This window comes from Anaerocolumna jejuensis DSM 15929 (assembly GCF_900142215.1).
In the GTDB taxonomy this organism is placed as follows: domain Bacteria; phylum Bacillota; class Clostridia; order Lachnospirales; family Lachnospiraceae; genus Anaerocolumna; species Anaerocolumna jejuensis.
The window spans coordinates 26138-43741 of the sequence record NZ_FRAC01000006.1; the positions used below are offsets into that span (position 1 = coordinate 26138).

The window sequence follows — 17604 nt, forward strand, 5'->3', positions numbered from 1 at the left end:
AATTGGGGCTGCTATAAAAAAGCGTTTGCATAATGGAAAGAAAAAATGCAATGAATAGTCTGGAAAGTACCTATTCATTGCATTACAACTGGTTTAAACAGCATGATTAATTTTCTAGAAAGTAAGCTTTAAACTTCATATCATGAAGCACCTGACATAATGGAATCCTTTGGTGTCGAGAATTCTAGGATGTCCGAAATACTATATTCAAGCCCCAGTTCCTCTAATATTTCTGCAAAGGAGTTTCTATATTTACTGGTGTGAAAACTCTGCATAAAGTCAAGAGTGATAAATTCACCGACGGACAGCATCTGTATTGCAAATCCGGTAGTTCCGCTTATATACGTGTGAAAGGAATCGATATATTTCTCACAGTCCCCAAGTTCTGACTGTCCCACATAGCTGAGAATAAAAGTATTTGTAATCAAATTATTAAAGAAGGCCATCATCTGCTTTTTCTCTTCGTAAGAAGAGAGTTCATCCAATTTATCATATAAATTAATCTGCTTATTAACTTCTCCTTTCAGGTTATCTGTATTTTTATATTCTTTTATTATTTTTCTGCAGGCAGCTGCCTGTTGGCTAAAGGATAATCTATCAAATTCATCCGTATAAGGCAAACCAAGGCTTCCGACACAATTTTTATAAGTATATTCCATATTAATACCGCTGCGAAGGTCACTGGCCAGATTACACAGGATTGGCTTATTCGTTTCCGGGTGTATCTTCTTAATAGCCTTTGAAATAAGCAAAGCAGCAGTGATAGCCGGTGTTGCGTTATTTTCCCTTGCAAATTTCATAAAAGTATCATGCCTTATTTTTACTTCGTAGCGGTAATACCTGTTCTTGCCGATAGAATTCAAACTATCCGGTAAAGCAAATCCCTCTTTGTGAATTTCGGGAATCCGGGTTTCACTGATTTGACGGTGTTCCCCAAAAGGCTCGGCAGTTTCACCTTGCAAAATTGGCTCCCCGGCCAGTCTTACACCTTTCACATTTAATTTACGGCGGTACTTAAAAGTGCAGTAGTAATAAATCAGGGTTTTGATAAACGGCATGATTCCCCGTCCGTCACAAAGTCCATGATGATAGGAAATATATATTGTCTTTTCATAATAGGTCACATCAATTAAATGATAGTTGACCAGTGAACTTCCTAATGAGTGTAATACTTTTGTCTCATCCAGGATAAAGGGAAGGGGATTTTTAACCAGATATAAAGTGCCGTCTTTTTCAATTATTTTACGGATTAAATACGGATATCGTGACAAAGCCAGCTCTAAGGAATGTATTAGTGCGCTTTCACATATCGCCTCTTTCATACGTGCTTCTACTACCATACTGGGGCAGCCACCTTCCCGGTATAAAAACGACTGGCCGGAACGTATTTTTTCCATATATACACCATTTGGGCCGGAATTCTCATTATTTACAGCTATAATCTTTCCATAGTTTTTGATTTTTGTTTGAACAGTTTCCATTTGTTTATTCCTTTCTGTGATAAATTTAAACGATGCTTCATTTTAAATGCTGCTGAAACTGTCCTTATTCTGCCTGAGGAATATTTAAAAACTATTATAGAAATGTTTGAGAAACATTAATGTAAGATTGATTTGCAAACAATATCATATTAGCATCTAAGCGCCTGAATCCATGGGATATCATGGGATATAAAATAGGGAGAATTCAGATATAAAATAGGGGGAATTCAGAATATGGTGGAATGTTTCATGACATTCTGGTAAAATATGAAGGAATAAATGACTGGATATATGAGCTTGGAAGAAGTACTTTAAGATATAATTTGTTTTAGAAAATGATACCGCAGTTTTTGGAAAAAGGCGGAGGGAAGAAAATGAGAAAGCAGTTAAACAAATCGCAGGATAAGCGGATAAATGCAAAACGCCCCTTTTGGAAAGAGTTCTTAATAATATGGGGGGTCGTATTAATCAGCTGTACGGGCTCGGTGTTAATTTTCAACCAGCAGATGGCGGATAAAGATGGACCGATTGAAATGGTTATTGCAAATAGCCTTTACGTCTTTTTCGTTGGTCTGGTTGTCAGTATAGTCACCAGATATATTATGTATTCGGGTTTCTCAAAACCCATACTGGAATTGGCGCAGGCAGCAAAGAAAATTGCACAGGGCGATTTTACCGTAAGGGTACGCTCACAGCGGAAAGACGATAAAAAGGATGAACTTGAGGTTCTGATTGATGATTTTAATAAAATGGCCGAAGAATTAGCTACCAATGAAACATTAAAAGGTGATTTTATCGTAAATATATCCCATGAAATCAAAACTCCGCTGGCTATTATTCAAAACTATGCAGCAGCTTTACGGAAAGAGGAGCTCTCGAAAGAAGACAAAGGGGAGTATATTATAACGATTATGGAAGCTTCCCATAAGCTTTCCGAACTGGTTTCAAATATTTTAAGGCTTAATAAGCTGGAAAATCAGGAGATCATTCAGGTAAGCCCTTATTCCCTGGATGAACAACTGCGGTTTTGCATACTGGCATTAGAAGATAGGTTTGATGAGAAACATATTGAATTTGAAGCGGACCTTGAAGAAATAACAATTGCAACGGATGAAAGTCTTATGGAAATTGCATGGAATAATCTCCTGACCAATGCCATCAAATTTACTGAGCCGGGCGGTAAGGTTAAAGTGGGGCTAAAAAGAGACGGCGGAAATGCAGTAGTATCGGTATCTGACAACGGCTGTGGAATGAATGAGGAAACCAGCAGAAGAATATTTGACAGGTTTTATCAGGGAGATACTTCTCATTCGACAGAAGGAAACGGTTTAGGATTATCCCTGGTAAAGAGGGTAATCGAACTGGCAGGCGGAACTATTCAAGTAGACAGTGAGCCGGAAAAGGGAACAACTTTTAATATATCAATGAAATTATAAAAAAGGTTGGTAACGGTGACTATTGATGGCAATTAAGATATTGCCTGTTTCCTGTATATAAATCACAAAAAGCAGTATCCACTATTAATGCGGGTGCTGCTTTGCTATACAGATATTAATCTCTTTTTCTATATTTGGCGGATTCTCTTTCTATAATGGAACATTCCAGCATGATTTCACCTGTCAGCTCGGAAGGCTTACCTTCAATATTATCAATCAATATGGAGGCGGAAGTATGACCGATATCAAAAAGCGGTATTTCTATCGTGGATAGAGTAGGGCGGCATACGGTGCTGATCTCTCTGTTGTCAAACCCTATTAATGCCAGATCGCGGCCAATTTCAATATTATTCTGTCTGCAATAATCAATAACACCCATTGCCATAATATCATTTTGCGCAAATATTGCAGTAACCCCTGACTGAAGCAGCTGTTCTGCAAGGGAATACCCTGAATCTCTACTCCAATCGCCGCAAACCGTCAGCTTTGGATTATACGGGAGACCGGCATCATAAAGTGCTTCCTGGTAACCGGTAAGCCGGTTGATGGAATGAACGCTCATGGCAGGACCTGTAATCACTCCTATTATGGTATGCCCTTCTTTAATCAGATATTTTGCTACATCATAGCCGGCTTTTTTATCATCATATAACACCGACGGTACCGAGGAATCCGTGCAGCTGCAATAAGTACAGACAAACTGGGTATCTCCGATAGAAGGGAGATGCAGTACCTTATGACTGTGACAGCCCAGGTAAATTAAACCGTCCACCTGCATTGACATCATAAAATCGACCGCTTCATTTACAATAACACTATGATCATTAACATCAAGTACCGGGCTTATTCCAAGCTTATTCAAACGGAGATTCTCAAGTAAATAATGATAGCCTCGCTTTTCGCAGCAGGCTCCGATTCCGTCAATTATGGGCGGAGCATTGAATACAGTCATATCCTCGGTAATAATTCCTATTGTACGACTCTGTCTTGTCTTTAAATTACGTGCATAAAGATTTGGCCGGTAATTTAATTCCTTGGCAATGGAAAGAATTTGCTCGGTGGTTTCCTGACTGATATTACCTAAGCCGTTTAGAACCTTTGATACGGTTGCGACGGAAACACCTGCTTTTTGTGCAATATCCTTCAAGTTCGCCATAACTATCCCCCTAAATTTTTACATTGATTTAAAAAATATTATACATAGAAGCAAATCTTTTTACAAGCAAAATCAGGCTTTTATGATGATTTTGTGTTAAATGGGTAAACGTTTAATTCGGAAACTGTTATAAAATAAGTAAATCGTTGCCGATAAGAGAAAATTTATATATTAAAGGCAGAGATAAGTGAAAATCAGTAATTAGGGTTAGAGTTTAGAGTTACGAATTTGAAATATGATTTTGAAATTGAAGTTTGAATAGTTATTACCATGCTACAGACATTCCGCCTAATTTAATGAAGCATGCAGTGACATTTAAATCGAATTTATAAATATCATCATATTAAGGAGAGGAAAATACAAATTAAGAACCTAAGAATGCAAGGAACTTCCGGTATTTTTCTGATTTATCAAACTATTTACTAGCAGTTAGCATGTTTATGAGTAAACGTTTTATTATCCATAATACAGAATTTATTCTATGCAATATAAACAAATAAAGTTGACAAATATGGATATTAATTACAAATTTGATTGTATTACCATTTTAAGGATTTACAATCCAGATATTCCCATGATATAATCAACTCATATCAAGGTAAACGTTTAATTTATGTGGACTACTATTCACTTTCTAGCTGAGAATCATCTGAAAGTATTGATAAAATCTAAAAGATAGCAATTAGATATCAATTATATAACAATATCAAAAAAGTTATCTTTCGATTTTTAAAACAATTAATAAACATTATTAATTTCATATATTTCTTAATAATTTCCTGATAAAAATGTTGTGGCTTTTAAAATAAAAAACGAGGGAAGCAGGTACCGTATGAAAAAATTAAATATGATTCCATTAAAAAATGTTAGAATCAGTGACCCCTTTTGGGACAGATATTTGGAGCTTGTAAAAGATATACTTATTCCATATCAGTGGGATATTCTTAATGACAGGCTTGAGAATGTTGAAACAAGTCACTGTATCAAAAACTTTAAAATAGCCGCAGAAAAGGAAACGGGAGAATTTTATGGGGCTGTTTTTCAGGATTCCGATCTTGCTAAGTGGATTGAAGCCGTGTCATATTCCCTTGCGGTTCATCCGGATGAAGATTTGGAGAATACCGTTGATGAAGTAATTGATTTGATCGAAGCGGCTCAGCAGGAGGACGGTTACATTAATACATACTTTACCATAAAGGATAAGAGCCTTCGTTTTACCAATCTCCAGGAAGGTCATGAATTATACTGTGCCGGTCATTTTATGGAGGCGGCGGTTGCATATTACCGCGCGACCGGCAAAGACAAATTTATTCATATTATGCAGCGCTTTGCTGATTTAATCTGTGATGAATTTTCTCCTTTGAAAAATTCAAAGGGTTATCCGGGGCATCAGGAAGTGGAAATCGGCCTTTTTAAACTGTATGAAGTTACCGGTGAAACACGGTATCTGGAACAGGCAAAAATGTTTCTTGACAGAAGAGGGGAACAGCCGAATTACTTCATGGAAGAGATGAAAAGGCCGGATTTTAAACGGATATTTGACGAACTGAAAGATTATGATGTTTCTTATTCTCAATCACATCTTCCCATCAGAGAACAAAAAACAGCGGAGGGCCATGCGGTGAGGGCTGTTTATATGTATTCGGCAATGGCAGATATCGCAGCAGCATATAACGATGAAGAATTGCTTTCGGTATGTGAGGCATTATGGAATAACATTGTTGAGAGAAGGATGTATATCTCGGGAAGCATCGGAAGCTCCGGATTACTGGAACGGTTTACGACAGATTATGACCTTCCGAACAACTGCAATTATTCGGAAACCTGTGCCTCCATCGGACTGGCCTTGTTCGGAAGAAGAATGGCGCAGATTGAGAAAAACAGCAAATACTACGATGTGGTGGAAAGAGCACTCTATAATACGGTATTGTCCGGAATTGCTGCGGACGGAAAAAGCTTTTTCTATGTAAATCCTTTGGAGGTATGGCCGGATAACTGTATACCAAGAACCTCAAAGGAGCATGTAAAACCAACCCGGCAGCCTTGGTTCGGAGTCGCCTGCTGTCCACCGAATATTGCACGTACCCTTGCATCGTTGGGGGAGTATATATATTTTGCTGAGAATAACGCAATCTGGGTCAATCTGTTTATTTCCAGTAAGACGAAATCCATTATAGGCAATCAGGAAGTTTCTCTGGAACTGAAGACTAAATTTCCCTATGAGGGATACATAAGAATCGAATTAAGCAGTGAAGCGGCTGTGAACGGGAAGATATATTTACGTGTCCCTGACTACGTAAAAGGCTGCAGGGTATCAGTTGATGGAAGAAATATTGAGACGCTGAAATATTCAGGTGGTTATTGTGCCCTGGAATTAGAAATACAAAATCAAACCATTGATATTTATTTTGACCTTACACCCCGCTTTATCAGAGCAAATCCCCTTGTAAAAGAAGATATAGGAAAAGTGGCAGTAATGAAGGGACCGCTTGTATACTGCCTGGAAGAAATGGATAATGAAGCAAATCTGCCGGCTTATTATATCGATACTTCTTCAGAACTTTCAGAACACTATGACAGTGAAATGCTGGGCGGAACCATGGTAATACAATGCGAAGGCAGAAAAATGATACAGGAGGGCTGGGAAGCTGAAAAGCTCTATTCAGAGCAAAAGCCTGTATTTAACAAAAAGGTACTGACCTTGATACCTTACCCCTATTGGGGTAACCGTAAAACCGGAGAGATGCTGGTATGGATGAAGGAAAGTATCTGATTTATTTTGGGGTTTATTAAAAATAGTTATTCTCAACAACGGTTGCAGGATAATTAAATAATAAAAAGGAGAGGAATTAATGAAAAAAGTAAAAAAATTTTTGGGAATTTTACTGACATTCATACTGGTTTTTAGCTTTATAGGATGCAGTAAAGGTGAAACCGACACAAGCGGGGACAAAGTTACCAATGCTCCAAAGGATTCCGGCAAGGAAGCTGATTCAAAAGAGGACACAAAGACCAGTACTGAAAAGGTTAAGATTACTTACTCAATGTGGGGCAGTGCGGAAGAGGGAAGTAAAACACAGGCAGTTGCCGACAAGTTCAACGCTTCTCAGGATAGAATACAGGTTGAAGTCGTATCTATTCCCTGGGAAAACTACATGACGAAGCTTAACTCAATGGCTACGGCAGGGCAGCTGCCTGACACCGGTATGTTAAAGGAAGATGGTGTTGTTCAGTGGTCTTCCGAGGGTATGCTGAATGATGTAAGCTCCATGTACGAAGGCAGTGATTCAAAGCCCTTAGACAGTCTGGCATATAAGTATAAAGGAGCAACTGTAGCTTATGCTGCGGCAAATGAAGTTCTGGTACTTTATTATAACAAAAACATGTTTGATAAAGCAAATGTTGCTTATCCTCCGGCATCTTTTGACCAGGCGTGGACTTGGGAGCAATTTGTGGATACTGCTAAAAAGCTTACGGTTGATAAGAATGGAAAGCATCCAGGGGAAGATGGATTTGATAACCAGAGTATAACGCAGTACGGATGTATGGTAGAGAACTTACCGTGGCAGCTGGAGACATGGGCACTCAGCAATGGCAGCGGATTCTATTCAAGTGATGGTTCCGAGGTTAAAATTGGTGAAGATGCAAGTGTGGAAGCAATTCAGAAGGTCGCTGATTTATATTTGAAGGACTATGTGGCTCCCTTGTCCGTTGGTCAGACAGATGATGGGGTTCAGCGTTCCCTAATTGCAGGAACCGTAGCTATGACGACGAACGGTGCCTGGAATGTAGGTACTTGTCTTAATACAGCCAAGGACGAAGGCCTTAGCTATAGCGTAGCGGTATTGCCTTATATGAAGGATAAAGTAACACTTAGTACCGGCGGAGCTAATGTGGTGTTCTCTCAGACAAAGCATGCCAAGGAAGCAATGGAATGGATTAAGTGGTACAACTCGGAAGAAAACAGCTGGAGCTTAATAGAAAGCGGCATTTGGATGCCCACTCTTGACAAGTGGTATACCGATGAAACATTGACCCATAAGTGGGTGGATAATCCGAATTTTCCTCCCTATGCTGAGTATAAGAGTGCGGTTGTAGACTACGCAAAATCATCCGCTGCAAAATCTGCTTCCTGGTTCTATACTAATCATACCACTGATTTTAATACTCTCCTCGGCTCAGTCCTTGGTGACGTATGGACGGGAAAGACAACGGCAAAGGATGCCATTACAAAAAATCTTGATGCTTTAAAGGCTGCTCATGACGGCAACCAGTAAATAAAATTTGTGGAAGGGTGACCGCACCAGTATTGAAAGCAGGAAGGTGGTCATCCTTCTTTTAGAAAACATGAGGTGTTATATGAGCAAAAATATAAATAATTCACGCAAACGTCATTTTCGGATTCATCTCAACGAGGAGCGTACTGCGTATATCTGCCTTATTCCGGCCTTTCTGGGTTTGATTTTCCTTACCTATCTGCCCCTTGTTGGAGTGTTCGGAATCAGCTTTTTTCGCTGGACCGGGTTGAGTTCGCCAAAGTTTATCGGCCTTAATAATTACATAAAATTATTTACCACGGACCCATATATTAAGGATTCCATTGTTGTTACGATATATTTTGCAGTAATTTCAGTACTCGGAAGCATGATATATTCCTTAGTTATTGCCATGCTGTTAAATCGGAAAGTCCCTGCAAGAAGCTTCTTCAGAGCAGTTTTCTATGTTCCGTATGTCCTTCCGGCAGCAGCAGTTTACGTCGGCTGGGCCTGGTTATATGAAGCGAATTTCGGCTTTTTTAATTATCTGTTATCTAAGCTGGGAATCCACAAAATACTTTTCATCGCCGATTCAAAATATGTGGTTCCTTCCCTTGCTTTAATAGCTGTCTGGCTTTCCGGTAATCTTATTGTTATCTTCCTGGCAGGACTGCAAAATGTTCCGAAAGTTTATCACGAGGCGGCCGAAATTGACGGAGCCAATGGGTGGCAGCGTTTTTGCAATGTAACACTACCATGTATGACGCCAATTATTTTTTATAACCTGTTAATGAGTTTGATTGCCAATCTTCAGATTGTTACTCCAGCCCTGTCATTAACCAACGGCGGTCCGGGAAATTCCTCCCGCTTTATGACCTATCTTATGTACGATCAGGCCTTCGTGAATAATAAGCTGGGATATGCCTGCGCCGTATCCTTCATTATCTTTGTTATTATAGCTGTTTTTACAGCTATCTTATTTGGTACATCAAAAAGCTGGATTTTCTATGAAGGAGGCGACGAAAAATGAGTATGGCAGCACATAGGAAAATGAAAAGCAGGAAAAGAAGTGAAATGGCAGGGAATATTGTTTCATTTATCATAGTAATTTTACTTACATTTGTTGTACTGTTCCCGATATGGTGGATTTTTCGCACCTCGCTTATGACGAATGCAGAAATCTATAAATATCCGCCTTCTTTTTTGCCGGAGAAATGGCTGTTTTCAAATTACAAAAAAGCCCTGGAGATTTTTAAATTCTGGAAATATTTTTTTAATACCATGAAGATTATAGTGCCCGCCTGCCTCGCAGGAACATTTACTGCTACAATTTGCGGATATGCTTTTGCAAGGCTTCGGTTCCGAGGTAAAAATTTCATCTGGACTTTATGTGTAGGGTCCATGCTCCTGCCCCCCATGGTCACATTAATTCCTCTCTATATTATGTGGACCCGGGGACTTGGACTCCATGACAGCTATTTGCCTCTGATTCTTCCGTATTTTTGCGGGGGCGGTGCCTTTAATATATTTTTAATCCGTCAATTTATTATGACAATACCGAAGGAACTGGACGAAGCTGCCACTATTGACGGTGCCGGACGGTTTCGAATATTATTCAACATCATTCTACCGGCAATTAAATCTGCAATGATCGTTGTAGCATTATTTATTTTCATTGGCCTATGGAATGATTTGCTTCAACAGATGGTTTATATTAATTCTTCTGATAAATTCACCATAGCCTTGGGACTCACAAATTTCAGAGGGCAATTAAAACAGGATTGGTCACTGACTATGTGTGCAACATGCCTGTCCTTTGCACCGGGTGTGATTTTCTATCTCATAGGACAAAAGTATTTTGTGGAAGGCATTACAATGACAGGGATGAAAAATTAGGAAAGCAGTAAACTCCGTATAAAATAACGTTTAGCAAACTCGGAAGGGAGCTTGGAAATGAAAGGACTTTTGGATTTAAGAGCGGTTAAGCGCTGCTTGTCGGTTGTACTGTCAAGCGCTATGCTTATCACTCTGTTACCACCTTCGATGTATGCAAAAGCGGAAACCGGAACACCGGCTGCAACAGTATCGGTTACGGATACAGCACTTAAGAAAACGGAAACAGAAAGCGGGAGGAAGGTATCAGAACAGCCTGAGGAAGCACCTTTGTCAGATACAGCGGTGGTTACAAAGACCTCGGACGGATATAAAATGGTCAACAGGTATTTTATTGTTGAGACCGGTAAATACGGCCAGATTACCTCCTTACAGCTACAGGGCGACGATTACCCCACCAATTATGTAATGAATGCCAGGAATTCTCCCAGTCAGAATACCGCCGGACATCAATGGCTGGGTGAATTAATGTTCCGTGCAAAAGCAGGTGATGCGGCAGAATATACGGAGCAGAATACCAGCCGGTCAGATAGCGGACGAACTGTTGAGCTGCAGAATAATAAAGTGGTCGTTACCTATCAAAATGCGGCAGAAGCAAAAGGTATCAAGGATTTCAAGCTGATTGAGACATACTCCCTTGTTGGTGATAAGCTCCGCTGGGAAATCACTGTCAAGAATACAAAGAAAGAAAAGCTGACCATCGGAGATTTTGGACTTCCCATGCCCTTTAATGAAAGATGGCCCGGCGGAGAAGAAATATATGAGACCAGAACTGTTGACCATTATTTTGTCGGCAGGCAGTCCTCCTATGTCTATGTTACCAGACCAAGCGGTTTGGGAATGTATTTGTTATTGACTCCCGATACCGGTACCAATGCCGGCTTCGAATATGCCGACCACTGGAGGACAGAGGAACGTGCTTCCGATGAAAAGGAGTGGTGCCAGGATCAGTCCGGCTGGGCAAGCGGCCTGAATGTTTATTATATGTATTCTGATGATATTAAGAAAACAAACCGGGGATATCTCGGAAGTACAAAACTGGAGCTGGCTCCCGGTGAATCCAGAACCTATGCCTTCAATTTCAGCGGTGTAAAAGATGATACGAATATGAAGTCGGCTCTTTACCAGGAAGGTATTATTGATGCGGTTGCCGTACCCGGTATGGCTTATTCCATAAATATGCCTGGAAAATTTTATTTACATACACCTTTAAGCAAGGATGAAATCAGCTTCTCAGTACAATGCCCCCATGAGATGAATATATTTACAGGAAAAGGCATTGTGTCCAACTTGCCTGCCTGCAAGAAAACCGCAGAAAATACCTGGGTGAAATATAATAAAACCGTAATTCTTGATGGGGAGCAGTATCATGTGTATGATGTGCATTTTGGAGACCTGGGCCAGAACAATGTGACCTTAACCTACAACGGCGGGAAGAGCCAAACCGTTCTGCAGTTCTACATGATGGATGATGTGGCTTCAGCCCTTGCCGCACACTCGGATTTCATGGTAGAGAAAACACAGTTTAATGCTCCCCTTGCTATAAGTGACAAGGTATTTGATGACTGGATGATGGACTCTAAAAAAAGACGTGCGGAAACAGACCCTGCCTATTGGCAGAAGAATTACTGGGGATGGGGTGACGACTGGGCCTTGACCCATGGTGAGTATATCGCAGAGAAAAATGTATATCAGCCTGTTGCAAAGGAAATTCAGGCTGTTGATGAATATCTGGATATTGCCGTCTGGAATGGGTTAATGAGAGAGCATCAGAAGGATTATCTGATTCATGATTTCCTGATGGAATCTCCCAACTCTTCTCCGACCTATAGGGGATATGCATATCCCCATATCTATAATACTTATTTTTCAATGTATAAGCTTGCATCAAAGTACCCGGATATGATTCGGTACACGGAAGACGCAGATACCTATTTATTAAGAGCCTTCCATATCTTAAAGGCATTATATGGCAGTACCGTATCTTATAACTGGTCAACGGGACTTATGGGTGAACTGACAACGCCTGATATTATCTCTGCCCTTGAGAAGGAAGGGTATTATTCCGAAGCGCAGGCTGTAAAAGATATTATGGCGAGAAAATATGATAATTTCAAGAACACCAAATATCCCTATGGCTCCGAATATTCCTATGATAATACCGGTGAAGAGGCCGTATATACTTTGGCAAAGATGAATCTTGCAGCCGATGAGGACAATGCCAGAGCAATGATGAATAAGATTGATTTAAAAACCAGAGCCTGCCGCGGATTACAGCCGGTATGGTATTATTATGCCGACCCCACTACCATCTGCGGGGATGCCTGGTGGCAATTCCAGTATACGGCTGCGTTAGCCGGCTATTGTATGGATGACTGGTTAAGGCTCCAGGATAATAGAATGACAGAAACGGAAAGAGCCATTGCTTCCCGCTTAAACTATGGGGCTAAGCTGGCAAATCTAACCTGCATTAACTCCGGTCAAATTGATGCGGATGGTGAAAATATTGGCGCAGTTGCCTGGACCTATCAGTCAGAGCTTGGCAATCTGGGCGGGCAGGGTACCGGCGGAGGCAGCCTGCACAATGGATGGCGTCAGATGTCCGGTGAATCAGACCTTGGTCTGTTTGGGGCATTGCAGATTCTGTCCTCTGATGTTGTACTCGATCCGGTCTTCGGATTATTCGGATATGGATGCAATGTTGCAGAAGAAGCCGGAGGCTACAGGGTGACTCCGCTGGATGGCCTTTCCACAAGATTAAATTTCATCAATCAAAAGCTGTATGTTGAATTAGACAGAGATCAGTATACAAGTGCAAAGGTGGCGAAAGATAATACTTTGGTTGAATTGTCCGTGAAGAACCTGGAAAAGAGCGCCCACACTACGGACGTAAATGTTTCCGGATTACAGCCAGGTTTTTATGAGGTTTTTGTAAACGGCACATTAACCGGTAGTTTCCGCTCGGCAGAGCAGAAAGCCTCTGCCGTAACCCTTGCACTGCCTGCGGCAGCAACTGCCGAAGTAGTGATAAAGGCAGGCACAGCATCGGAGAATAAAGCACCGGTGGTAACACTTGATGCAGGTAAAACGGTTGCTGTCTCTGATAACACAAGACTGGCAGCAGCTGCTGCCGATGACGGTTATACCGGCAGTACCTTGCATTACAGCTGGAAAGCAGTAAGCACTCCGGCAGATGCTGTAGCTTCCCTTGCCACACCTGATAAGCAAATTACAAAAGTCACTTTTGATAAAACCGGTGATTATGTATTTGAAGTAACCGTAAATGACAGTGAATTAAGTACCTCCAAACAAATCAGGGTCACCGTCACACCGGACCCTGCCCTTCCGGAAACAGTAGCCGATTTTACTTTTGATGACGGTACTGTAGTCGGAACAAATAAACTCCTGGCCAATTCAAGGAGCGGTTCCTTACAGGCAGCAATAGATGATAATTCAGCCCTGGCAGACGCTAAAGAAGGAAAAGGCGTTCTGTTCACAGGAAGCATATCAGGCGGATATGTCGAACTACCGGGGGCCTTAACCAGGAATTTGCGGAATGCTACCATATCCATGGATGTTAAGCTCGCCGGAGATCAGACCAATAAAACAACACTGTTTGAATTGGGTGACCGGATGGCAGTTGAATTTATCAACGGGAATACCGTCAGCATGACCATAAATGGCAGGCAGGCATCCACCGGTGTTGAATTTGCTCCAGGCTACTGGAAAAATATTGAATTAACAGCAAAGGGGGATGACTATATCCTTTATATTAATGGTATCAGGAAGGCGGAATTAAGTAATACCGGATTGGTATTGGCTGATATAAATACGGATAATCAGAGATATTTAATCGGCAGATCAAATATCGAATCCAATCCCTTCTTAAAGGGCACCATTGATAACTTTATTGTAAAATCAACAGCCATGACAGAAGAGGAAATGAAAAAGGCTTATGGCAGCGGAGATCATAAAATCCTTAGCGCAAAGACAGCTGCCATTATTACGAATATCGGTATTGCCCCAGCTTTACCCGTAAAAGTAAATGCTTTATTCTCAGATGGCGTATACGAGCCCTATGAGGTAGTTTGGGATGCCGTTTCTCCTGGAAGCTATGCAGCAGCAGGTACCTTTACCGTAAAGGGCAGGTTGAAGGGGACGGAGATTCCGGTATCAGTCACTGTTATTGTTGTAATGGGAACCTTGCAGAATATTGCGGGAGATGCAGCACCAAGTGCCATTTATAATAATCCAGGGGATCTTGGAGGTGTTAAGGGATTAAATGACGGGTTTGATCCGAAGAATTCTGCCGATACCAGCCATGGAGCATGGCATAACTGGGGCGGTAACAACAGTGCACCTGCCTGGATTCAGTATAATTGGACAGATACACAGCTTATAACAGGAATTGATATGTACTTCTTCAAAGATGGCAGCGGTAATTTCTGTCCTTCTAATTATAGCATAGAATATCTGAATGAAGAAGGGAATTGGTGCTCTGTAACAAATGCAGCCGGTCTGGGTGTTAAAACCAATACTTATAATAAGACTTCCTTTGATGCCGTTGTGACAAAAGCCTTAAGAGTAACCATGACGCCGGCAGCACTGGGCTGTGGCGTGATTGAATGGAGGGTATACGCATTTAAGCAGGGAACGGTTGTAGAGAAAGCCTCCCTAAATGCGGCTATTTCTGCCGCGGAAGGCTTAAAGGCGAGCTTATTCACGGCAGGTATGGAGAATGTAATAGCAGCTCTTGCTCTTGCAAAAGCAGTTGCGGAAGATAAAAACAGTACCCAGGAAGCAGTTGATTCAGCAGCAAATGCTTTAAATACAGCTATTGTTTCACTGACTCCCATTGGAAATAACATGGCATTTTGTGCAAGTGTATATGCAAGCTACACCTCCTCCTGGGAAAAACTCTCATCAGTCAATGACGGAGCAGTATCCAGTGTCTCCAATTCGTCGGAATGCAGCCATTGGGGCACCTGGGGACACCCGGATGTTACCTCGGAAACCGTGACCTATACCTGGGGATTACCTATTAAAATCAGCTCTTCCGAGCTTTATATCTGGAATGACGGCGGAGGAATCCATACTCCTACAGGTTATATATACGAATATCTTGACAGTAGCGGCGCCTGGAAGGAAGTAACCAATGGGGCAGGCTATCAAATTAATCTGGATGGTTTTAACACAACTGTCTTTGATGAGATTGTAACAACTGCCTTCAGAGTGACTATGACAAAAGAGAGTGACAGCAGTGATGTTGGCCTCGGATTGGTTGAATGGAAAGTAATCGGCTCAAAAGTTTCAAGGGTTCCGGAGGTTATTATTACGACTAATCCAACGGATACCTCGGCAGTTTCAAATGAGGGTGCTGTTTTGGTTAAGATTGATTCTGCGGTTATTGAACCTGCCGCTTCGGTTTCGGGGTCAGCCATCTCTGTGACCGGGTCAGCCATTTATGTAACAACGGATGGCTCTGTGCCAACAGTAAATTCTCCCTTATACACAGGCGAATTTGTGGTATCGGCGAACAATGAGGCCGGAGAGACAGTTGTTATCAAGGCTATCCAGGCAATACCGGGATGGATTAATTCCAGTATTGCCCAGAAGGCTATTATATTCCTTCCTAAAGAGGCTGTTCCTAAGAAGTTGTCAGCGCCGGTTATTCTGACAGAGCCGGTAAATATATTGGAGCTAGAGAATAATGCCAGGGTATCTGTCAGATTGAGTGCTGCAGAGGATTCAACGGTAATCTATTATACACTGGACGGCTCCCAGCCAGATAAGAATTCCAGCAGATATAATGGTGTATTTGAAGTATTTACAGGTAATAAGGCTGGTGAAACCAAGGTGCTAAAGGCAATCAGTACAAAAGAAGGATGGTTGGATTCTTCTGTTGTACAAAAGCCGGTTACCTTTAAGGCAGCAGCACCTGCCGTAACACCCGTTCCGAATTCACCCCAAACGCCTGTGGTGTCACCGGTTGTTGCGCTGCCTGTTGTTGTGGCAGTCAGGGGAGGGGCTGGGAAGGCATCTGCCTCGTTATCGGTTACGAGCCAAAAAGGATTAATGGATATCTCAGTGCATATCGATACGGAGGACCTTCTAAAACAATTGGAAAAGGAGGATTCCTCCCAACAAGCCATTGAAATTCCCATTATTACAGACGATTTAATTCATCAGGCAGCCGACGGCAAATTGGATAAAGTGAATATCTCGGTAGTATTGCCAGGTAAGGTTCTCTCAGGTAATAAGCTTGACCGGATAAATATTAAGCTTCCGAAAGAATTATTAAAGGCGGCAAAAGAGAAAGGTATTAGTATTAAGGTATCTGCGAAAGATGAGAATGGCAGAGAGTTTTTCTCCTGGAGTTTTGACAGAGAGAACCTGGCAAATTCCTCAAGAAGCTTAAAGGATGTAAACCTTGTATTATCGGTTAAAAAGGTTTCTGAGCTGACTTCTGTAAAACAGCTGCTGTCCACAACTCCTGATGCAAATACCGGCATTGTTATCAGCTTTCATCATGAAGGGATATTACCGGCACAGGCAGATGTCAGAGTATATGCAGGCGATATAATGGCGAAGGGAAGCGGCACAGTATATTTGTATTATTACAATGAGGATACCAATACATTGGAAACCCTGCCTTACAGTTCAGACTATTCTGTAGATTCTGAGGGCTATATCACAATTAATCTGATTCATTGTTCAGATTATGTAGTACTACCAAAGCCTGCAGATAACAAAGTTGTTACATCACTGCCGAAGCAGATTAAGGTGTCAATTAATCAAAATACTCTTTATGCCGGAGGAACCTGTGATAACAGGGCACAAATAACGGTTAAGGTACCTTCCACTTTAGAAATCGTACCTTCTTTGAATAATAAGACTTCCAATGGTGCAATGGGTGCAATGACGATTACTTACAAATCCAGTAATAAAAAAGTCGTTAAGGTGGATGGTAATGGCAGGGTCACAGCAGCAGGAGCCGGAACGGCAGCCATCATGACCGTTATCAAGCTCTATTACAACGAAACCGTCATTATAAAGACAAAGATAACTGTTAAGAAAGCAAGTATTCAATTTACCAGCAGTACATCTTCCTTAAAAGTGGGAGGTACCTTTGTGTTTAAAATTGCTGCAAAAGGATTGGATTTAAGGAATGCGGAATGGAAGACTTTAAATAAATCAATCATTACCATTAATAAGAATGGGAAAGCCGCTGCTGTATCAAAAGGTACGGATTACGTTATTGTAACCATTGGAAAAGTAACGAAAAAGACAAAAGTAGTAGTGAAATAAGAGAGTTGCCGAAGGGTTAATCTAATGCCGGCAAACGGAAGTATAAAACCGCTGTCCTAATTTACAGGGCAGCG

Annotated in this window: 8 protein-coding genes; 6 read left to right on the top strand and 2 right to left on the bottom strand. The window is 41.3% G+C overall.

Going from position 1 to position 17604, the window contains the following annotated elements:
• Positions 1 to 140: 140 nt before the first annotated feature.
• A complete protein-coding gene (locus BUB77_RS00145) occupies positions 141 to 1481 on the bottom strand; it encodes a hypothetical protein (RefSeq protein ID WP_073271599.1) in 1341 nt (446 codons plus the stop codon).
• Positions 1482 to 1855: 374 nt separating this feature from the next.
• Here BUB77_RS00145 and BUB77_RS00150 point away from each other — a divergent pair, with 374 nt between their 5' ends.
• Complete coding sequence (locus tag BUB77_RS00150) at positions 1856 to 2917, top strand: HAMP domain-containing sensor histidine kinase (protein ID WP_073271602.1); 1062 nt, start codon at positions 1856 to 1858, stop codon at positions 2915 to 2917.
• Positions 2918 to 3032: 115 nt separating this feature from the next.
• Here the strand turns inward: BUB77_RS00150 and BUB77_RS00155 are convergent, their stop codons facing one another.
• Entirely contained in the window at positions 3033 to 4073 is a 1041-nt protein-coding gene (locus BUB77_RS00155; protein WP_073271604.1) for a LacI family DNA-binding transcriptional regulator, read from the bottom strand.
• Positions 4074 to 4905: 832 nt separating this feature from the next.
• Between BUB77_RS00155 and BUB77_RS00160 the strand changes: the two genes are divergently transcribed.
• From BUB77_RS00160 to BUB77_RS00180, 5 genes are all read left to right on the top strand, one after another.
• Complete coding sequence (locus tag BUB77_RS00160; protein ID WP_073271607.1) at positions 4906 to 6846, top strand: glycoside hydrolase family 127 protein; 1941 nt, start codon at positions 4906 to 4908, stop codon at positions 6844 to 6846.
• A gap of 79 nt (positions 6847 to 6925) precedes the next feature.
• Positions 6926 to 8350 (top strand): ABC transporter substrate-binding protein, encoded by a 1425-nt coding sequence (locus tag BUB77_RS00165; RefSeq protein ID WP_073271608.1) that lies wholly within the window; start codon positions 6926 to 6928, stop codon positions 8348 to 8350.
• A gap of 82 nt (positions 8351 to 8432) precedes the next feature.
• On the top strand, positions 8433 to 9359 hold the full coding sequence (locus BUB77_RS00170) for a carbohydrate ABC transporter permease (RefSeq protein ID WP_073271611.1): 927 nt from the start codon (positions 8433 to 8435) through the stop codon (positions 9357 to 9359).
• Entirely contained in the window at positions 9356 to 10225 is an 870-nt protein-coding gene (locus tag BUB77_RS00175) for a carbohydrate ABC transporter permease (protein WP_073271614.1), read from the top strand. Before BUB77_RS00170 ends, BUB77_RS00175 begins: the two co-directional genes overlap by 4 nt.
• Before the next feature lie 57 nt (positions 10226 to 10282).
• Positions 10283 to 17530, top strand: coding sequence for a DUF5695 domain-containing protein (locus tag BUB77_RS00180; protein ID WP_073271617.1), 7248 nt, complete (start codon positions 10283 to 10285; stop codon positions 17528 to 17530).
• Positions 17531 to 17604 lie beyond the last annotated feature (74 nt).